The following is an 18,826-nucleotide window of genomic DNA, read 5'->3' as shown; positions in this document are numbered from 1 at the left end:
CTCCCACAGGTTGATCTGTGAACACATTCAAATGTGGGAGGGGGCTTGCCCCCGATAGCAATCCGAGCCTTAACCGAAGAACCAGTAGCACACCGCAATCGCCGCAACGACGCCGGCAAACTCCGCCAACAACGCACAGCCCACGGCATGCCTGGCCCGCTGAATACCCACCGAACCAAAGTACACCGCCAACACATAGAAGGTGGTCTCGGTACTGCCCTGAATCGTCGCCGCCACCAACGCCGGAAAGCTGTCCACGCCCTGGGTCTGCATGGTCTCGATCAACATCGCCCGCGCGGCGCTGCCGGAGAACGGCTTGACCATCGCGGTCGGCAAGGCATCGACAAAGCGCGTGTCCATGCCCGTCCAGCCGACCACATGGCGAATGCCTTCCAGGCCAAAATCCAACGCGCCAGAGGCTCGCAACACCCCCACGGCGCAAAGCATCGCCACCAGGTACGGCAGCAGGTTCTTGGCTACGTCAAAGCCTTCCTTGGCGCCTTCTACAAACGCCTCGTACACCTTGACCTTGCGCAGCGCACCGATCCCCAGGAACAGCATGATCAGGCCAAACAATGTGAGGTTGCCGAGGATCGAGGACAGCCCGGCCAGCGCCGTGGCGGAGAGGGTCGCGAGCAGCGCCATAAAGCCGCCCAATACCAACGCACCCGGAATCAGGTACGCCAGCACCACCGGGTCCCATAGCCGCAGGCGCTGCATGATCGCCACCGAGAGCAGCCCCACCAGCGTGGATGCGCTGGTGGCCAGCAGAATCGGCAGGAACACCAGCGTCGGGTCGGCGGCACCTTGCTGAGCGCGGTACATGAAGATGGTCACCGGCAACAGCGTCAGCGACGACGCGTTGAGCACCAGGAACAGGATCTGCGCGTTACTGGCGGTGTTGGGTATGGGGTTAAGCTCCTGCAACGCCTTCATGGCCTTGAGGCCGATGGGGGTGGCGGCGTTATCCAGGCCCAGGCCGTTGGCGGCAAAGTTGAGGGTGATCAAGCCGATCGCCGGGTGGCCGGCGGGCACTTCCGGCATCAGGCGGCGGAACAGCGGGCCGAGGGCCTTGGCCAGCCAATCGACGATCCCGGCCTTTTCGGCGATGCGCAGAAAGCCCAGCCACAACGTCAGGGTGCCGAACAGCAGCACCATGACTTCCACCGACAATTTGGCCATGGCGAAAATGCTTTCGACCATCGCTGCAAAAATCCCGGCGTTACCGCCGACCAGCCATTGCGCCAGTGCCGACACCATTGCCACGACAAAGAAGCCAAGCCACAGGCCATTGAGCATCAGTTGAATCCCCCGAAGAATGGGGCGAATGATAGCGGGGCTGGCAGAAACGACAAACCCCGGAATTTTCCGGGGTTTGTCTTTAAGCCGTCACGCTGTCAGCTGCGGGTGGCCTGGGCGACCGGTGCGGCGGTCTTGGTACGCCAGTGCGGCAGCGAGTTCCAGTAGCGCTCGCCCTTGGCGTCGTCGTACATACCTTCCCAACGGGAGATCACCAGCACGGCCAGGGCGTTGCCGATCACGTTCAGGGCGGTGCGCGCCATGTCCATGATGCGGTCGACACCAGCGATGAACGCCAGGCCTTCCAGCGGAATGCCCACGCTGCCCAGGGTGGCCAGCAGCACTACGAAGGACACACCCGGTACGCCGGCGATGCCCTTGGAGGTGACCATCAGGGTCAGCACCAGCATCAGTTGCTGGCCGATCGACAGGTCGATGCCATACAGCTGGGCAATGAAGATCGCCGCGATGCTCTGGTACAGGGTCGAACCGTCGAGGTTGAACGAGTAACCGGTCGGCACCACGAAACTGCAAATGGCTTTCGGCGCGCCGTAGGCTTCCATCTTCTCGATCACACGCGGCAACACGGTTTCGGAACTGGCAGTGGAGTAGGCCAGTACCAGCTCATCCTTGAAGATGCGCATCAGCTTGATCACCGAGAAGCCGAACAGGCGGGCAATCAGGCCGAGGATCACAAAAGCGAAGAACAGGATGGCGACGTAAACCAGGATCACCAGCTTGGCCAGTGGCAGCAGCGAGGCGAAGCCGAAGTTGGCGACGGTCACCGCGATCAGTGCGAACACGCCGATGGGGGCGTACTTCATGATCATGTGGGTGACTTTGAACATGCTCTCGGACACGCCCTGGAACATGGTTACCAGAGGCTCACGCAGCTCAGGCTTGAGGCTCGACAAACCAAGGCCGAACAGCACCGAGAAGAAGATGATCGGCAGCATCTCGCCACGGGCGACGGCGGCAAAGATGTTCGACGGGATCAGGTTGAGGATGGTCTGGATGAACGCATGCTCATGCTGCACTTCGGCGGCGGTGGCGGTGTACTTGGAGATGTCGACGGTACCCAGGGTACTCATGTCGATACCCGCGCCCGGGTGGAACAGGTTGGCCAGCAGCAGGCCGACCACGATAGCGATGGTGGTGACGATCTCGAAGTAAAGGATAGTCTTGACGCCGATGCGCCCGAGTTTCTTCGCGTCACCGACACCGGCGATGCCGACGATCAGCGAGGAAATCACAATCGGGATCACGATCATCTTGATCAGGCGGATAAAGATATCGCCCGCTGGCTGCAACACATTGCTGATCCACCAGGCCTTTTCAGCACTGAAATGGTTAAGCACTGCACCGATTGCGATCCCCAGCACCAAACCGATGAGGATCTGCCAGGCGAGGCTTAGCTTTGCCTTCTTCATGTCATTACCCTTACTTCAAGTGAACTTAAGGCAAATGCGCCAGCCGCAACGCTCGAGAGCGAAAAAGTGTGTGCATCTGCCTCCATGGAAGGTCACCGCAGCGTGGCCGAAATGGCTTACTGGCAGGCGAAAAAAGGCGCAACTATTCCCATGCAAGGGGGCGACGTCTAATGCCGTAAACGCCTACCCTATGCCGAATCGGCATGAGATTTTTTAATAATAACTGTCCGAACGGTCAGTTCAAATGTGACATTTTGTCCGACAAAAATGCCGTGAACCGGCCAAACCCGGCTCGCTCAGAGATTCAGGACGTCTGCGGAGCGTTGGCGGAAATGCCTGAGAATTCCACAGTTTAGTGTCGGAAATGTCCTATGGCGCCCACCAAATTTTATCGATAGATGGTCTACCCGACACACCAAGTAATGGTTGGGCACAAGCAAAAAAGGAAATCACGACTACGGGCGGCATGAGAAGCAGAGAAGGAGCGTTAAAGCCCGTCGCAAGTTCAGCAAGCCGTTGGCTTGTGAACCTGCGCCGCAGCTTTTTGCCTGACCCGGCCCTTGCGCAGGCACTCCCTGTACCCGTAGGTCACGCCGATCGCAGGTGATCAGAGCAACCCGGCCCCTTGGTCATGCACCACCCTTGGCGAGCGGTGCAAACAGAAAGAAGCGACGGCTTCTTTCTATGGACGCCGGCCCCGCAGACAACAAGCGTGTCAGACGGAACCTAGTACCAATTCGGATCTTTCTTCAGCTGCTCCATCAGCAGCTTTTGCATGCCTTCATCCGGCTTACCGATAAACCGGTAATCGGCGTGCCGCGTCGGCGACTTGTCCTTCGGCAGACCGGCCGGGACTTCCACCAACATGGCGTAGGCATCTTCTTTGTCGAGACTGAAGGCAACGATCAGGCGCTTGTTCAGGCAGGTGTCAGCGGTTTCGCAGAGTGGCCCGACCAAATACTTGTCGCCATCTTCTTCCACGGCATTCATCTGCTCGGCGGCGCCGGACAGGTTCATCACCCATTCCGGCAGGCGCTCTTCTTTCTTCACCACGTCTTGCCAGGTTTCACGGTATTGCGGGTCCGCGCTCAGCAATTCGTTGGCTCGGGACTGGCCGTCGTTGGCGGCCAACGCCAAGCCGCTACCGCCCAGAAGCAGGGCGGCAGTAATGGCTTTGAAGGACAAAGTGGTCATTTTCAGCCTCGGCCGCGACGACCAAAGAAGAAGGAAGCGATGAACATCACCAGGAAAACCACAAACAGAATTTTTGCGATACCCGTGGCGGTGCCCGCGATACCACCGAAGCCCAGGACTGCAGCCACAATGGCGATGATCAGAAATGTGATTGCCCAACTCAACATGGTGATTCTCCTTACGCATCTATAGAAATAACAGGGGTGGTGCCGTGCTGCCGCTCAACACAAGCGGCCTTTGGTGCCTAGAACACCCAACGCTCTTGGGATGGCAGCTCACTCAGGGGCGACGCCTGGTCAACCATCCGCAATTGCGGGGCTGTTGCATCGGCAGCAACACTGCCAACGGAACGGAAATGGGTCTGGGTCATGGCCGGACGTTCAAACTGGGGGATCTGCTGCTGACTCTGCTGCCAATGTTGCAACTGCTGGCCACCGATCAGCGTGACCATCAGGGCCAAGCTGGCAAACAGACCTTGCTGCAAGCGCAGTGGCGATACACGCAGTTCGCTGAGGCTTTGGCGAGTCATGCTGTTGTTCTCCCGCATTTTGATTATTCGTTGGAAGAGCTATTGCAGAGTGCGTGCCAGTTTTTTTACAAAATAAAACTCAATAAAATCAGATAGTTATGAACTAAAGACTCATGCACCCTCCAGCATCCTGCACGATGCCTCCGTGTATGCCGTGCGAAATGCACGATGGCCAGCGGTCGGGTCGAGGGATAGAAAACGAAGAGGGTGTTGCCGAAGTGGCAAGACGGCATGAAAACGCCATCAGACGGGGCTTTGTAGGAAGTGATGCAGATACCTGCACGAGACTGCTATTTATCGATCAGAATAAACCATGCAACTTGCCCGATTATTCCGGGACTAAACACCATCATTCATAGTTTAAGGAGCGCGGGACAGATGGAATCAGCCAAGGAACTTCAAGGCCGCATTCTTTTAGTGGACGATGAGTCCGCGATCCTCCGCACCTTCCGTTATTGCCTGGAAGATGAAGGCTACACCGTCGCCACTGCGAACAGCGCGGCCCAGGCCGACGCCTTGATGCAACGCCAGGTATTCGACCTGTGCTTCCTGGACTTGCGCCTGGGCGAAGACAATGGCCTGGATGTGCTGGCCCAGATGCGAATCCAGGCGCCCTGGATGCGCGTGGTGATCGTCACCGCCCATTCGGCAGTCGATACCGCCGTCGATGCTATCCAGGCCGGCGCCGCTGACTACCTGGTAAAACCCTGCAGCCCCGATCAACTGCGCCTGGCCACCGCCAAGCAGTTGGAAGTGCGCCAACTGTCTGCGCGGCTCGAAGCCCTGGAGGGCGAAGTGCGCCAGCCGAAAGACGGCCTCGACTCTCACAGCCCATCAATGATGGTGGTGCTGGAAACGGCGCGCCAGGTGGCCGGGACAGACGCCAACATTCTGATTCTGGGCGAGTCCGGTACCGGTAAAGGTGAACTGGCCCGCGCTATTCACGGTTGGAGCAAGCGCTCGAAAAAATCCTGCGTGACCATTAACTGCCCGTCGCTGACGGCAGAACTGATGGAAAGCGAACTGTTCGGCCATAGCCGAGGGGCGTTTACCGGCGCCAGTGAAAGTACCCTGGGCCGCGTCAACCAAGCGGACGGCGGCACGCTGTTTCTCGATGAGATCGGCGACTTTCCCCTCACCTTGCAACCCAAGTTGCTGCGGTTTATCCAGGACAAGGAGTACGAGCGTGTGGGTGACCCCGTCACCCGCCGTGCCGATGTGCGCATTCTCGCCGCCACCAACCTGAACTTGGAAGACATGGTGCGCGACGGCCGCTTCCGTGAAGACTTGCTGTACCGCCTCAACGTGATCACTTTGCATCTACCGCCGTTGCGCGAGCGCAGTGAAGACATCCTGACCTTGGCCGACCGGTTCCTGGCGCGCTTCGTCAAGGAATATGCCCGTCCAGCACGGGGTTTCAGCGATGAAGCGCGTGAAGCGCTGCTCAACTACCGCTGGCCGGGCAACATTCGCGAACTGCGCAACGTGGTGGAGCGCGCCAGCATCATTTGCCCGCAAGAGAAGGTGGAAATCAGCCACCTGGGGATGTCCGAACAACCTAGCAACAATGCCCCACGGATTGGCGCGGCACTCAGCCTGGACCAGTTGGAGAAAGCCCATATAGGCGCCGTGCTCGCTACCAGCGACACCCTGGATCAGGCGGCCCGCACCCTGGGCATCGACGCGTCGACCCTGTACCGCAAACGCAAACAGTACAACCTGTGAGCTGTACCCTATGAAGCTAGCGATGAAGTTGCGCACTCGGTTATTCCTGAGCATCTCAGCGCTGATTACCGTCGCCCTGTTGGGTCTGATCCTGGGTCTGGTGAGCGTCATGCAAATGGCCAAGACCCAGGAGTCTCTGATTCGCAGCAACTTCGTCACTCTGGACCTGGGCCTCAAGCTGCGTCAGAGCCTGGGCGATCAGTTGATCATGATGCTGGAGGAGCGCCCGGACCCCGAGGCGCTGCAAACCTCGAAACAGCGCTACTTCGACCTGCTGGATCAGGGTATTGCCCATGAACAGCGTGACGGTCGCGGAACGGGCTTCAGCCAGGCTCGAGGCCAGTATCAGGCGCTGCTTGAGGCCTTTGACGAGTCCCAGCAACCGACGCCACCACCCGGCGCCAAGGACAAACTCACCGACACCTTCAACACGCTGCGCAATGGCCTGATCGCCGAACACAAGCAGGCCTTGGAAAACATCAGCAACAGCGAGCACAAGTCCCGCGAACGCGCGTTGTGGATCGCCGGTTTGCTGGGGTTGGTGGGGCTTGCTGTACTGATCATCGGATTTGTGACGGCCCATGGCATCGCCCGGCGTTTTGGTGGACCAATCGAAGCACTGGCCAAAGCGGCAGATAAAATCGGACAAGGGGATTTTGAGGTAACGCTGCCGATCTCCTCGGCAGCGGAAATGAACCAGCTGACCCGCCGCTTCGGCATCATGGCCGAGGCGCTGCGCCAGCATCAGGCGACCAATGTCGATGAACTGCTGGCCGGCCAGCAGCGCCTGCAGGCCGTGCTCGACAGCATCGACGATGGCTTACTGATGATTGACCGCCAAGGTCGCCTGGAGCACCTCAACCCTGTGGCCCAGCGCCAACTGGGTTGGGACGAGGAGCGCCTCGGCCAAGGCCTGGGCGAAGCCTTGTCGCGTCCGGAGCTGGATGAACAACTGCAACTGGTGCTGCGCGGCGGCAACCTGGAGCGCGCGCCGGACGACCTGGAAGTGGAGGTCGAGGGCGAACTGCGTCTGCTGACCTACAGCCTGACCCCGGTGAGCCATACCCAGGGGCATATTCTTGGCGCAGTGATGGTGCTGCACGACGTAACCGAACAACGCGCCTTCGAGCGGGTGCGCAGCGAGTTCGTATTGCGCGCCTCCCATGAGCTGCGTACGCCGGTGACCGGCATGCATATGGCCTTCGGGCTGTTCCGCGAGCGTGCGAAGTTCCCGGCGGAGTCCCGCGAAGCGGACTTGCTGGATACCGTCAATGAAGAGATGCAGCGCTTGATGCAGTTGATCAACGACCTGCTCAACTTTTCGCGCTATCAGAATGGACTGCAGAAACTCACGCTGGGGCCGTGCGACGTCACCGATCTGCTCGAACACGCCCGAGCACGCTTCGCCGAGCCAGCCAACGCGCAAAATATCGAACTGCTGGTGGAAGCCCAATCCGACCTGCCTCGGCTATATGCGGACCAAGTCCAACTGGAGCGGGTGCTCGACAATCTACTGGGCAACGCCCTGCGCCACACTCCCGCGGGCGGGCAGATACGCCTGCAGGCACGGCGCCATGGCGAGCGAGTGATCGTCAGCGTCGAGGATAACGGCGAAGGCATCGCCTATGGGCAGCAGGGACGGATCTTCGAACCCTTTGTCCAGGTGGGCCGCAAGAAAGGCGGCGCCGGCCTGGGGCTGGCGCTGTGCAAGGAAATCGTGCAATTGCACGGCGGCCGCATGGGCGTGTACTCGCGGCCAGGGCAGGGCACTCAGTTCTATATGGCGTTGCCACTCTAGCTTCGGTTCAACGCTCGCAGGATCGCGGCACTTTCCGCATCTGGCGTGCCATCAAACAGCGACGGCCGGAAATGCATCTGGAACGCTGCGATCACATGGCGCGTGGCCACATCCAACTCGCCGGTCTGCGGCGTCTGGTAGCCCAGGCGGGCCAGTTCTTCCTGGAACCAGGTGACGCTTGGCAGCTCGGCGGCGTATTGCACCTGGAAGCGCGCAACGGCCTGGGCATCCGGCCAAACGCCCAACCCTTCGGCGGCCAGCCGCTTCCAGGGGAACAACGGGCCCGGATCAAGCTTGCGCAACGGCGCAATATCGCTGTGGCCAATAATGTTCTTGGGGTCGATACCATTGCGCTTGCTGATGTCCTTGAGCAACACCACCAGGGACTTCACCTGCGCCTCTGAGTAGGGGTACCACAAGCGGCCCGTAGGTGTGTCCTTGTAGCCAGGATTGACGATCTCGATGCCAATCGAGCTGGAGTTGAGCCAGGTGCGGCCCATCCATTCGCTTTCCCCGGCATGCCAGGCGCGCTGGCTCTCGTCCACCAGCTTGTAGATGGTGGCCGAGGCGTCGTCGCCGATCAGGTAATGGCTGCTGACCTGACCATGGGTGAGCAAGGCCAGGGAGCGCTCAAGGTTGGTGGAGGTGTAATGCACGACTACGAACTGCATGCGGTTGTCGTGGTTCACCGAGGGGTGGCTGGTGTCCAGGCGAGGGCCGCTGGCACAGCCTGCGAGCAGAATGAACACAAAAGCGAAGTACAAGGATTTCATGGCGGTAGACGTTACGCAGAAGACGATAATGCAACAGTGTAACGTACCGATCGCGAGCCAGCGGTCAAATCACAAAATGGAACATCTTTCAGGCGGCCTGCACCTGGTTTCGCCCGGCGGCCTTGGCCCGATACAACGCTTCGTCGGCACGCTTGAGCGCCAGGTCACTGCGCTCTCCCGGCTGGAACTGCGCCACGCCCATGGACACGGTGATCGTCACCGGCTCGCCCTTGAAGTGAAACGGGCACGCTTCAATCGCCGCACGCAACACCTCGCCCACGGCCAGGGCATCCGCCAGGGATGAGTCGGGCATCAGCAACACAAACTCTTCACCCCCAAAGCGCGCGATAAAGTCGGTCGGGCGCAGGCGCTTGCGCAGCACGTTGGCGATGATCTTCAGCACCTTGTCGCCAGCGAGGTGGCCGTAACCATCGTTGATACGCTTGAAGTGATCCAGGTCCAGCATCGCCAGCGACAGGTTATTGCCGCGCTGGTGCCAGGTGTTCACCTCATAATCGAGGCGCTCGCTCCAGGCGGCACGATTGGGCAGGCCCGTGAGCGGATCGATCAACGCCTTCTGGCGCTGCACCTCCAGGTGCTCGCGATAGCCCTGGGCCTCTTGCTCCATATTGGCAACCCGCTCAGCCAAGCCCTTCAGGCGCGCCGCCGTCTCCTGCTCGCGCAGGTCGCGCTGCTGCTGGTGCTCATCCATGGTGCCGAGCAGCCCCTCCAGATGGCTTTCCAACACGTGCTTGAGGCTGTCCAGGTCGGCGGCTTCCTGCACGCTGCTTTGCAGGCCATCGACCTGTTCGCGGATCTGCGTGTCCAGCTCACGGGCGGCGGAGCGGCTGTCGGCATGCCCCTCGCTGGCGACTTGCAAGTGGCCCTGGAACGCCTCGAGGCGCTCGTTTAACTGCTTGAGGTAAGCCTCGAACTCATGCTGGCCGCTGTCGGTGATCGCCAGCATCAAGACTGCCAGGTCGTCGAGGATCGGCAACAGCTCGTACCAGTTCAAGCCGTGGGCCAGGCGCTCGCGCATGGCTTCGGCCTGGGGGCGGTGACGCTCGGGTAACGAGAGTTCTTCGAGCAGGCCGAGCAGGGTGTCTTCGATGTGCTTGGCCACGGAGCTATAGGACGGCTCCGGTGAGTCGGGCAGGGCATAGGCTCCATCCGCTTGCAGCTCGTCAGGATCAGGCTCCTCCAGCACTGGAGGGAGCGACAAGCTGCCAATGGTGGTCTCATCCGGGGTCTCGACCTGCACTTCAGGCGTTTCGATGAAGGCGGCGAGGGCGCTTTCCGCTGCAGGTTCTTCGACTTGAGGCTTAGGCTCGACACGCGCAACGGGTGTCTCAATCGCTAAGGCTTGAGGCGGGGCTTCATAGACCGAGGTTTCGCTGGAGGGCTCGACCACCTGGGTGGGGGCTACGGGCTCGATGACAGGAGCGACCGTTTCTTGAGGCTGCGGCGCAAAGGCACGCAACGCTTGCGTCAGTTCCTCGGATTGCTCGGACGGCTGTGGCTCGACAGCGACTGGCTTGGCTGCCGCAGGCTGCGGGGCCGGTCGGGGTGTCGATTCGTCTGCCACCGCCTCGTTCGCAACTTCCTTGGCACCGAACAGGCGCTGCAAAAGCCCAGGCCCTGGTCGCGCAGCTTCGCCGTCCGGCTCCAGGTTGTTCAGCGCCTGGCCTTGCAGGCCGCTCAACTCGCTGAGCAACAGCGGGATCTCTCGCGCCTGGCCGACGCGGCCGTCCAACTGCTTGGCGAACGTCTTCAGCGGCCGGGCCACCTCACGGGGCAACGGAAGTTTCTGTAGTTGCGTGACCAGCGACGTCAGCGCGGTGCTGATCTGGTCGACCCGGGTTTCGCGGCGCTGCTCGGAGTCCAGCACAGCTTTTTCCAGGCGCGGCAGCAAGGCAGCGAGGGCGGCGTCCATGTCATCGGTACGGACAACGTCGCGCATTTCCTTCATGCATTGGTCGACTGCGCGATCAGTGCCCTCAGCCGCCAGCGTGCTGCGCACCAGTCCACGGCGCAGCAGGTCGAGACGGGCAGCCCAGCGACGTTCGAGTTTCTCTTGTTGCTCGATGCTCTTGAGGTATTTCTCTTTCCAGCGCTGGGCGTCGTCGCTCATGCAAGGGGTCCGCGGGGGCCTGGGCTCAACGCGGGTAATGCATCAGCCGTGAGCGAACCCGGCAGACGAATCTCTACCGCGACCGGCAGGTGATCGGAGATGGGCTGCGCCAGCACCTGCACGCTCTCGAGTGTGAGGGTAGGACTGAGCAGGATATGGTCTAGACAGCGTTGCGGGCGCCAGCTGGGAAACGTGGCTTCAGCTTGCGGTGCCAGTAGCCCGAGGTCGCGCAACGGAGAATTCTGCAACAGGTCGCTGGCGTGGGTATTCATGTCCCCCATCAGCACCTGGTGTTTGTAATTGCCAATAAGCTCGCGGATGTAAGCCAGTTGCATCGTGCGAGTACGCGCACCCAGTGCCAGGTGCATCATCACGACCACCAAGGCCTCCGGGCCTTCGCCAAAGCGCACGAGGATCGCACCCCGCCCCTTGGGTCCGGGTAACGGGTGATCTTCGATGACTGAGGGCTTCAAGCGACTGAGCACACCATTGCTGTGCTGCGCCAGGCGCCCGAGGTTACGGTTGAGCTGCTGATACCAGTAGGGGAAGGCACCCAGCTGGGCCAGGTGTTCCACCTGGTTGATATAGCCGGAGCGCATGCTGCCGCCATCAGCTTCCTGCAGGGCGACCAGGTCGAAGTCGTTCAGCAGGTTGCCGATTTTTTGCAAGTTGCCAGCACGCCCGTTGTGGGGCAGCAGGTGCTGCCAGCCACGGGTGAGGTAATGCCGATACTTCTCGGTACTGATGCCTACCTGGATATTGAAGCTGAGCAGGCGCAGACGACTGTCTGCCGGCAGGCCCGTGGACTCCAGGTGATGTTCGTTGACCTGCGGATCATGCAGGCCAACCACACGTTCGGTACCCCAGCGGCGCATGACGGGCCCCTTACTTGGCTGCGCGCTCTTTGGCGATCAGTTGGTCGGCCACATTGAGGGTCTGCTCAGGACCACCGGAAGTGCCCAGGTCGAAACGGTACTTGCCGTTGACGATCATGGTTGGAACGCCTTGCACACCGTACTTCTGCGCCAGCTCCTTGGCCTGCTTGATCTGGCCCTGGATGGCGAAGGAGTTGAAGGTGGCCAGGAACTTGTCCTTGTCGACACCCTGGGTGGCCACGAAGTCAGCCATTTCGTCAGGCTTGGTCAGGCGCTTGCCTTGCTTCTGGATCGCGTCGAAAACCGCGTTGTGGACCTTGTGCTCCACACCCATGGCTTCCAGGGTCAGGAACAGTTGGCCGTGGGCATCCCATGGACCGCCGAACATGGCCGGGATGCGCTTGAAGTTCACGTCCTTGGGCAGCTTTTCAACCCATGGGTTGATGGTCGGTTCAAAAGCGTAGCAATGCGGGCAGCCATACCAGAACAGCTCCACCACTTCGATCTTGCCAGGCTCGGAAACCGGAACCGGGTTGGCCAATTCAACGTAGGTCTTACCGGCTTCAAGCGGCACGTCGGCAGCTTGTGCGGTCATGCCGAAGAGGCTGGCAGTGACGAGAGCGGCGCTGAGGATCAGATTACGCATGCTTTACTCCTGGACAAATAAAGTCGCCTCACGCGACCTTTGTTGTGACAGGTCTACGCGGGCATGAGTTCGTTAGTGTAACGGCACCGGCCACAAAAAAGGGCGGCCTGGGCCACCCTTTTTATGCTTGCATCACGGGATTAATCGAGTGTTAACGTTGCGTGCACCTCAGTGCAGGCCCTGGATGTAGCTGGAGACCGCCGCAATGTCCTCGTCACTCAGCTTGCGCGCGATGGTGCGCATGATCGCTGCGTCGCCATCGTTTGTGCGCCCGGCCTCTTCCTTGCGGAAATCAGTCAGCTGCTTGGCGATGTAGGTGGCGTGCTGGCCACTCAAGTGCGGGAAGCCGGCAGCGGCGATGCCCGCGCCATTGGGCGAATGGCAGCCGGTGCAGGCAGGCAGGCCTTTGTCCAGGTCACCGCCGCGGAATAGTTTCTCGCCGCGGGCCACCAGTTTCGGATCAGCAGCTCCCACACTGCCTTTCTGGCTGGCAAAATACGCCGCGATGTCTGCCAGGTCCTGATCGCTGAGGTTGGTCAACAAGCCGGTCATTTCCAGGACCGTGCGCTTGCCGGACTTGATATCCTGCATCTGCTTGGTCAAGTAACGCTCGCCCTGGCCGGCCAGTTTGGGGAAGTTCGGCGCCGGGCTGTTACCATCCGGTCCATGGCAAGCACCACATACGGCGGCTTTCGCCTGGCCCGCTGTAGCGTCGCCTGCAGCATGGGCAACACCGGTGATGCCCAAGGTCAACAGCAGACTCACGATCAGTTTGTTCATCAGCTAATCCAACTACGGCTAAGGGGTTTAAGAGTTATCTACCGGGTTTACTCACCATCAATTCAATGATGGCCTGGTAATCCTCAGTACTGCAGTCCATGCACAAACCACGCGGCGGCATTGCCTTGAAACCCTGGGTCACGTGTTGCACCAGCGTGTCCATGCCCTGCGCCAGTCTTGGCGCCCAGGCTGCCTGGTCACCCCGTCTGGGGGCGTTGGGCAACTGGCCGGCATGGCAAGCCACGCAAACTCGGTTGTACACCGCTTCCGGATCCTGTGTAGCCTGAGCGCCGCAAAGCGGGACCAGGACACCGATAGCGAGCAACCACCTGGTCATACGTCGACCATTTCAGGGTTTGAGAGCGTTTTGCGTTCTAATGCGCAATAAAGGTCTATCGCTCCCGTGAACTTCATCCTTCGCTGGGACAAAGCACACACAAAATCTGCGGCATTATATACTGGCGCTACTGAAACGGAAACGACACCGCTTGCCGCACCCTTTCTCGGCACCGCCCACATCGGAAATCTCATGCAACTCAAGAATCCCATCCTCGGCCTGTGCCAACAGTCCACGTTCATGCTCAGCGCCGCCAAAGTTGACCAATGCCCCGATGACGAAGGCTTTGAAGTCGCCTTTGCCGGTCGTTCCAACGCCGGTAAGTCCAGCGCACTGAACACCCTGACTCACGCCAGCCTGGCGCGCACCTCGAAAACCCCGGGCCGCACGCAACTCCTCAATTTCTTCAAGCTAGACGATGATCGGCGTCTGGTCGACCTGCCGGGCTACGGTTACGCAAAAGTACCTATCCCGTTGAAGCTGCACTGGCAGCGTCACCTAGAGGCTTACCTGGGTGGCCGGGAGAGTTTGAAAGGTTTGATTCTGATGATGGACATCCGCCATCCGATGACCGATTTCGACCTGTTGATGCTCGATTGGGCGGTCGCCAGCGGCATGCCGATGCATATCCTGTTGACCAAGGCAGACAAGCTCACCTACGGCGCGGCCAAGAACACCTTGCTCAAAGTGCAGTCCGAAATCCGTAAAGGCTGGGGCGACGCGATCACTATCCAGCTGTTCTCGGCACCAAAGCGCATGGGCCTGGAAGAGGCTTACACCGTGCTGGCTGGCTGGATGGAATTGGCGGACAAGGGCGCGGAACTCGCGGAATAACTTTTCTGCAGGCAAAAAAAACCCCGGACTTCGTATGGGGAGGGGAAGTTCGGGGTTCAAGTTCCGGACCGCTAGGGCGGGGTCCAGATATCTGCCAACACTTAACACAACATAGGAGCATTGAAGGGCTTCACCACCCATTCAGTAACTCTGAGTAGCAGTTCACGGGTTAAGTTCCGGCAGGCCAGAAAAACTATTTGAAATAACCGACAGTGATTTCCGCACTAAAGCACTCTGCCACCACTCAACGCGATGGCAGAGCCCGCAAATCAGTGCGCTTCATCCCAGTTATTGCCCACACCCACTTCCACCAGCAGCGGTACGTCCAGCTTCGCAGCCGCACTCATGTGCTCGCGAATCTTCTCGCTGACCTCCGCCACCGAGTCCTCACGCACCTCCAGTACCAATTCATCGTGCACCTGCAGGATCACCTTGGCATCCAGGCCCGAATCCGTCAGCCAGTTGTCCACCAGCACCATGGCTTTCTTGATGATATCTGCGGCAGTGCCCTGCATCGGCGCGTTGATCGCGGTGCGCTCAGCGGCCGCGCGCTCCTGGGGCTTGTTGGAGTTGATGTCGGGCAAGTACAGGCGGCGGCCGAAGAAGGTTTCCACGTAACCCTGGTCTGCCGCCTGGGCGCGGGTGCGCTCCATGTACTCGCGAACCCCGGGATAACGGGCGAAATACACATCGATGTAGGCCTTGGCCGTCTTGGTATCGACGCCAATATCCTTGCCCAGCTTCTGCGCGCCCATGCCGTAGATCAGACCGAAGTTGATCGCCTTGGCACTGCGACGCTGGTCGGACGTGACCTCGCCCAGCTCAACCTTGAACACCTCGGCGGCCGTGGCGGTGTGCACGTCCAGGTTGTGACGAAAGGCGTTCATCAAGCCTTCGTCCTTGGACAGGTGCGCCATGATCCTCAGCTCGATCTGCGAATAGTCCGCCGCCAGCAGCTTATAGCCGTTGGGCGCGACAAACGCCTGGCGAATCCGCCGCCCTTCGGCGGTGCGCACCGGGATGTTTTGCAGATTCGGATCACTGGAAGACAAGCGGCCGGTCGCCGCCACCGCCTGGTGATAGGAGGTGTGGATACGCCCTGTGCGCGGGTTGATCTGTTCCGGCAGGCGGTCGGTGTAGGTGCTTTTCAGCTTGCTCATGCTGCGGTACTGCATCAGCACCTTGGGCAACGGGTAGTCATCTTCAGCCAACTTGGCCAGCACTTCTTCGGCGGTGGACGCCTGGCCCTTGCCGGTTTTTTTCAGTACCGGCAGGCCGAGTTTTTCGTAAAGAATCGCGCCGAGCTGCTTGGGCGAGCCCAGGTTGAATTCTTCACCGGCAATCTCGAACGCCTGACGCTCCAGCTCGACCATCTTGTTGCCCAGCTCGATGCTCTGGACACCTAGCAGGTCCTTGTCCACCAGCGCACCCTGACGCTCGATACGGGCCAACACCGATACCAATGGAATCTCGATATCCGTGAGTACACTCGCCAGGCTCGGGATGGCCGTCAGCTGTGCAAACAACGCCTGGTGCAGACGCAAGGTCACATCGGCATCTTCGGCCGCATAAGGGCCGGCCTGCTCCAGGGCGATCTGGTCGAAGGTCAACTGCTTGGCGCCCCTGCCGGCGATGTCCTGGAAGGCGACGGTGTCGTAGTCCAGGTACTTCTTGGCCAGGCTGTCCATGTCATGGCGGGTTGCCGTGGAGTTCAGCACATAGGATTCAAGCATGGTGTCGAACGCGATGCCGCGCACGGTGATGCCCTGCGCCGGGTCGCCACCGATGGCGCAGTTGGCCAGGATGTTCATGTCGAACTTGGCGTGCTGACCGACCTTGAGCTTGGTCGGGTCTTCCAGCAGCGGTTTCAGGGCCAGCAGCACAGTGTCGCGGTCCAACTGCTCCGGCGCGCCGATGTAGGAATGGGTCAGCGGGATGTAGGCCGCCTCATGGGCCTGCACAGCGAAGGAGACGCCGACCAACTGCGCCTGCTGGGCATCGATACCGGTGGTTTCGGTGTCGAAGGCGAACAACTTCGCGTCGTTGAGCTTCTTCAACCAGATGTCGAACGTCGCCTGGTCGAGGATGGTGGTGTAGAGGGTCTCTGCCGGTGCTGCCGCCTCAACAGCTTCCTCGGCAACCGGCGCAGCCTTGAGCTCCAAACGCTTGGCGTCGCGCTGGATCTCATCAATCCAGCTCTTGAACTCCAGCAACGTGTACAACTCCAGCAGCTTCTCGCGATCCGGCTCGGTCAGGTGCAGATCATCCAGGCCAACATCCAACGGCACATCACACTTGATCGTCGCCAACTGGTAGGAAAGAAAAGCACTCTCCCGATGCTCTTCCAGCTTGGCCGGCAGCGTCTTGGCGCCACGGATAGGCAAGGTCGGCACGATATCCAGCTGCTCATAAAGCTCTTTGATGCCGCCGTTCACGCCGACCAGCAAGCCGGAAGCAGTCTTCGGGCCAATGCCCGGAACGCCCGGTATGTTGTCGGACGAATCGCCCATCAGCGCCAGATAGTCGATGATCTGCTCGGGAGCGACACCGAATTTCTCCTTCACGCCCTCGATGTCCATCGCGCTACCGGTCATGGTGTTGACCAAGGTAATGTGCCCGTCGACCAGTTGCGCCATGTCCTTGTCGCCGGTGGAGATCACCACCGGGCGGTCAGCCGCCGCACTGCTGCGCGCCAGGGTGCCGATCACGTCATCGGCCTCGACGCCTTCGACGCACAGCAACGGGAAGCCCAGTGCGATCACACTCTGGTGCAACGGCTCGATTTGCACGCGCATGTCATCGGGCATGCTCGGGCGGTTGGCCTTGTATTCGGCGTACATATCATCGCGAAAGGTCCCACCCTTGGCGTCGAACACCACCGCGAAGGGGCTACCCGGGTACTGCTTGCGCAGGCTCTTGAGCATGTTCAACACGCCCTTGACCGCGCCGGTAGGCAGGCCTTTAGAGGTGGTCAGCGGTGGCAACGCATGGAAGGCGCGGTACAGATAGGAAGAACCGTCCACCAGGACGAGGGGTGCTTGGCTCATGAGCAGAATCAACCTTTTCGGCGGGTCAGGCGCTAGAATAGCCGGACCAATGACGACAAAGGGACAAGGTTATCATGCGTACATTCAATCGCCTGCTGTTGACTGGCTTGATTGCACTCACTCCGATGGCTGCCATGGCGGCGGACAGCGCGCCTTCGGGTGATCCGGAAGTGACCATTCGCACGGAAGGCGACAGAACTATCCAGGAATATCGCCAAAACGGTTTCCTGTACGCGATCAAGGTGACTGTAAAAGGCGCACCGCCGTATTTCCTGGTGCGTGCGGACGGAACCGATGCGAACTTCATCCGTTCTGACCAGCCGGATATGCTGATCCCGTCATGGAAGATCTTCGAATGGAAATGATTTCTTAACTTCAATTGGCGCCGCGCACCGCGGCGCCCGTACTGGCAGTTTTAACCATGTCTGTGTTCACCCCCCTGGCTCGGCCCGAGCTGGAAACCTTTCTTGCCCCTTACCGCCTCGGCCGCCTGATCGACTTCCAGGGGATTGCCGCCGGTAGCGAAAACACCAATTTTTTTGTCAGCCTGGAGCAGGGTGAGTTCGTCCTTACCCTGGTCGAGCGCGGCCCGGTTGCGGAAATGCCGTTCTTCATCGAACTGCTCGACGTGCTCCACGACGCCGACCTGCCGGTGCCTTACGCCCTGCGCACCACCGACGGCGTAGCCTTGCGCGAACTCAAAGGCAAACCGGCGCTGCTGCAACCGCGTCTGGCCGGCAAGCACATCAAGGATGCCAACGCTCAGCACTGCGCCCAGGTCGGCGACCTGCTGGGCCATCTGCACCTGGCCACGCAGGGCGAGAAAGTCCTCGAACGCAAGACCGATCGCGGCCTGGACTGGATGCTCAGTGAAGGTGCGCAACTGATTTCGCACCTGAACGCCGCACAGCAGCGCCTGCTGCAAGATGCCCTGACCGAGATCGCAGCGCACAAGGCCGAGATCCTCGCCCTGCCGCGCGCCAATGTGCACGCCGACCTGTTCCGCGACAACGCAATGTTCGAAGGCACGCACCTCACCGGCCTGATCGACTTCTACAACGCCTGCTCCGGCCCGATGTTGTACGACGTGGCAATCGCCCTGAATGACTGGTGCTCGGACGCCGATGGCGTGATCGATGGGCAACGCGCCCGGGCATTGCTGGGGGCGTATGCGGGGCTGCGGCCGTTTACCGCGAAAGAGGCAGAACTGTGGCCGACGATGTTGCGCGTGGCCTGTGTGCGGTTCTGGCTGTCACGCCTGATCGCCGCTGAGTCGTTTGCCGGGCAGGATGTGTTGATCCATGACCCGGCGGAGTTCGAGCATCGGCTGGTGCAGCGTCAGCAGGTCAGCGTGCAACTGCCATTTGCCCTCTAAAAGACCGGTGAGATCAAAAAATGTGGGAGGGGGGCTTGCCCCCTCCCACATTT

At 60.3% G+C, this 18,826-nt stretch carries 17 protein-coding genes; 5 read left to right on the top strand and 12 right to left on the bottom strand.

Translation table 11 applies throughout. The features are described 5' to 3' along the window. Window positions 1-69: 69 nt before the first annotated feature. From M2497_RS01420 to M2497_RS01400, 5 genes are all read right to left on the bottom strand, one after another. Window positions 70-1,299 carry a spore maturation protein gene (locus M2497_RS01420; protein ID WP_248485577.1) on the bottom strand — a complete coding sequence of 410 codons (1,230 nt, stop codon included), beginning with the start codon at window positions 1,297-1,299 and terminating at the stop codon, window positions 70-72. A 98-nt stretch (window positions 1,300-1,397) separates the two neighbouring features. Beyond that, window positions 1,398-2,729, bottom strand: a complete 1,332-nt coding sequence (gltP, locus tag M2497_RS01415) for a glutamate/aspartate:proton symporter GltP (protein WP_058424440.1) — start codon at window positions 2,727-2,729, stop codon at window positions 1,398-1,400. A 726-nt stretch (window positions 2,730-3,455) separates the two neighbouring features. Next, complete coding sequence (locus M2497_RS01410) at window positions 3,456-3,923, bottom strand: inhibitor of vertebrate lysozyme family protein (protein WP_248485576.1); 468 nt, start codon at window positions 3,921-3,923, stop codon at window positions 3,456-3,458. Window positions 3,924-3,925: 2 nt separating this feature from the next. Beyond that, a complete protein-coding gene (locus M2497_RS01405; protein WP_003170804.1) occupies window positions 3,926-4,090 on the bottom strand; it encodes a DUF1328 domain-containing protein in 165 nt (54 codons plus the stop codon). Window positions 4,091-4,167: 77 nt separating this feature from the next. Beyond that, entirely contained in the window at window positions 4,168-4,452 is a 285-nt protein-coding gene (locus M2497_RS01400) for a hypothetical protein (RefSeq protein ID WP_248485575.1), read from the bottom strand. Between the two features lie 378 nt (window positions 4,453-4,830). Between M2497_RS01400 and algB the strand changes: the two genes are divergently transcribed. Beyond that, complete coding sequence (algB, locus tag M2497_RS01395; protein ID WP_248485574.1) at window positions 4,831-6,177, top strand: sigma-54 dependent transcriptional regulator; 1,347 nt, start codon at window positions 4,831-4,833, stop codon at window positions 6,175-6,177. Between the two features lie 10 nt (window positions 6,178-6,187). After that, the gene (locus M2497_RS01390) at window positions 6,188-7,975 is read left to right on the top strand and encodes a KinB sensor domain-containing domain (protein WP_248485573.1); all 1,788 of its coding nucleotides are present in this window, start codon (window positions 6,188-6,190) and stop codon (window positions 7,973-7,975) included. Here M2497_RS01390 and M2497_RS01385 read toward each other — a convergent pair. The 6 genes from M2497_RS01385 to M2497_RS01360 form a co-directional block, all read right to left on the bottom strand. Continuing rightward, entirely contained in the window at window positions 7,972-8,748 is a 777-nt protein-coding gene (locus tag M2497_RS01385; protein WP_248485572.1) for an N-acetylmuramoyl-L-alanine amidase, read from the bottom strand. The two genes, M2497_RS01390 and M2497_RS01385, sit on opposite strands and share 4 nt — an antisense overlap. Window positions 8,749-8,836: 88 nt before the next feature. Next, window positions 8,837-10,879, bottom strand: a complete 2,043-nt coding sequence (locus M2497_RS01380; RefSeq protein ID WP_248485571.1) for a GGDEF domain-containing protein — start codon at window positions 10,877-10,879, stop codon at window positions 8,837-8,839. Further along, complete coding sequence (locus M2497_RS01375; RefSeq protein WP_058424434.1) at window positions 10,876-11,754, bottom strand: endonuclease/exonuclease/phosphatase family protein; 879 nt, start codon at window positions 11,752-11,754, stop codon at window positions 10,876-10,878. The genes M2497_RS01380 and M2497_RS01375 overlap by 4 nt, the downstream gene beginning before the upstream one ends. A gap of 10 nt (window positions 11,755-11,764) precedes the next feature. After that, the gene (dsbA, locus tag M2497_RS01370) at window positions 11,765-12,400 is read right to left on the bottom strand and encodes a thiol:disulfide interchange protein DsbA (RefSeq protein ID WP_033899253.1); all 636 of its coding nucleotides are present in this window, start codon (window positions 12,398-12,400) and stop codon (window positions 11,765-11,767) included. Between the two features lie 168 nt (window positions 12,401-12,568). Beyond that, window positions 12,569-13,180: a cytochrome c4 gene (locus tag M2497_RS01365; RefSeq protein ID WP_058424433.1), complete on the bottom strand. Its 612-nt coding sequence runs from the start codon at window positions 13,178-13,180 to the stop codon at window positions 12,569-12,571. A gap of 34 nt (window positions 13,181-13,214) precedes the next feature. Then, a complete protein-coding gene (locus M2497_RS01360) occupies window positions 13,215-13,517 on the bottom strand; it encodes a c-type cytochrome (RefSeq protein ID WP_248485570.1) in 303 nt (100 codons plus the stop codon). A gap of 192 nt (window positions 13,518-13,709) precedes the next feature. Between M2497_RS01360 and yihA the strand changes: the two genes are divergently transcribed. Next, window positions 13,710-14,351: a ribosome biogenesis GTP-binding protein YihA/YsxC gene (yihA, locus tag M2497_RS01355; RefSeq protein ID WP_010207832.1), complete on the top strand. Its 642-nt coding sequence runs from the start codon at window positions 13,710-13,712 to the stop codon at window positions 14,349-14,351. Between the two features lie 269 nt (window positions 14,352-14,620). Here yihA and polA read toward each other — a convergent pair whose 3' ends face one another. After that, entirely contained in the window at window positions 14,621-17,398 is a 2,778-nt protein-coding gene (gene polA, locus M2497_RS01350; protein ID WP_248485569.1) for a DNA polymerase I, read from the bottom strand. A gap of 74 nt (window positions 17,399-17,472) precedes the next feature. On the opposite strand from polA, the gene M2497_RS01345 reads away from it, so the two are divergent. Both M2497_RS01345 and M2497_RS01340 read left to right on the top strand, forming a co-directional pair. Next, a complete protein-coding gene (locus M2497_RS01345; protein WP_058424430.1) occupies window positions 17,473-17,763 on the top strand; it encodes a DUF2782 domain-containing protein in 291 nt (96 codons plus the stop codon). A 56-nt stretch (window positions 17,764-17,819) separates the two neighbouring features. Beyond that, window positions 17,820-18,773 (top strand): homoserine kinase, encoded by a 954-nt coding sequence (locus tag M2497_RS01340; RefSeq protein ID WP_248485568.1) that lies wholly within the window; start codon window positions 17,820-17,822, stop codon window positions 18,771-18,773. The last annotated feature ends 53 nt before the right edge of the window (window positions 18,774-18,826 follow it).

Origin of the sequence: Pseudomonas sp. CYM-20-01 (assembly GCF_023169845.1) — a bacterium.
GTDB lineage: Bacteria > Pseudomonadota > Gammaproteobacteria > Pseudomonadales > Pseudomonadaceae > Aquipseudomonas > Aquipseudomonas azotoformans.
Note: the sequence above shows the minus strand (reverse complement) of the source record. Positions and strands in the feature narration are given on the sequence as shown.

Bases quoted from the DNA above. Each gene is read 5' to 3' on its own strand.
- M2497_RS01365 (WP_058424433.1), bottom strand. From the start codon at position 13,180: ATGAACAAACTGATCGTGAGTCTGCTGTTGACCTTGGGCATCACCGGT.
- M2497_RS01360 (WP_248485570.1), bottom strand. From the start codon at position 13,517: ATGACCAGGTGGTTGCTCGCTATCGGTGTCCTGGTCCCGCTTTGCGGC.
- M2497_RS01340 (WP_248485568.1), top strand. From the start codon at position 17,820: ATGTCTGTGTTCACCCCCCTGGCTCGGCCCGAGCTGGAAACCTTTCTT.
- M2497_RS01385 (WP_248485572.1), bottom strand. From the start codon at position 8,748: ATGAAATCCTTGTACTTCGCTTTTGTGTTCATTCTGCTCGCAGGCTGT.
- M2497_RS01380 (WP_248485571.1), bottom strand. From the start codon at position 10,879: ATGAGCGACGACGCCCAGCGCTGGAAAGAGAAATACCTCAAGAGCATC.
- M2497_RS01410 (WP_248485576.1), bottom strand. From the start codon at position 3,923: ATGACCACTTTGTCCTTCAAAGCCATTACTGCCGCCCTGCTTCTGGGC.
- yihA (WP_010207832.1), top strand. From the start codon at position 13,710: ATGCAACTCAAGAATCCCATCCTCGGCCTGTGCCAACAGTCCACGTTC.
- M2497_RS01345 (WP_058424430.1), top strand. From the start codon at position 17,473: ATGCGTACATTCAATCGCCTGCTGTTGACTGGCTTGATTGCACTCACT.
- M2497_RS01405 (WP_003170804.1), bottom strand. From the start codon at position 4,090: ATGTTGAGTTGGGCAATCACATTTCTGATCATCGCCATTGTGGCTGCA.
- M2497_RS01400 (WP_248485575.1), bottom strand. From the start codon at position 4,452: ATGACTCGCCAAAGCCTCAGCGAACTGCGTGTATCGCCACTGCGCTTG.
- polA (WP_248485569.1), bottom strand. From the start codon at position 17,398: ATGAGCCAAGCACCCCTCGTCCTGGTGGACGGTTCTTCCTATCTGTAC.
- dsbA (WP_033899253.1), bottom strand. From the start codon at position 12,400: ATGCGTAATCTGATCCTCAGCGCCGCTCTCGTCACTGCCAGCCTCTTC.
- algB (WP_248485574.1), top strand. From the start codon at position 4,831: ATGGAATCAGCCAAGGAACTTCAAGGCCGCATTCTTTTAGTGGACGAT.
- M2497_RS01420 (WP_248485577.1), bottom strand. From the start codon at position 1,299: ATGCTCAATGGCCTGTGGCTTGGCTTCTTTGTCGTGGCAATGGTGTCG.
- M2497_RS01375 (WP_058424434.1), bottom strand. From the start codon at position 11,754: ATGCGCCGCTGGGGTACCGAACGTGTGGTTGGCCTGCATGATCCGCAG.
- gltP (WP_058424440.1), bottom strand. From the start codon at position 2,729: ATGAAGAAGGCAAAGCTAAGCCTCGCCTGGCAGATCCTCATCGGTTTG.
- M2497_RS01390 (WP_248485573.1), top strand. From the start codon at position 6,188: ATGAAGCTAGCGATGAAGTTGCGCACTCGGTTATTCCTGAGCATCTCA.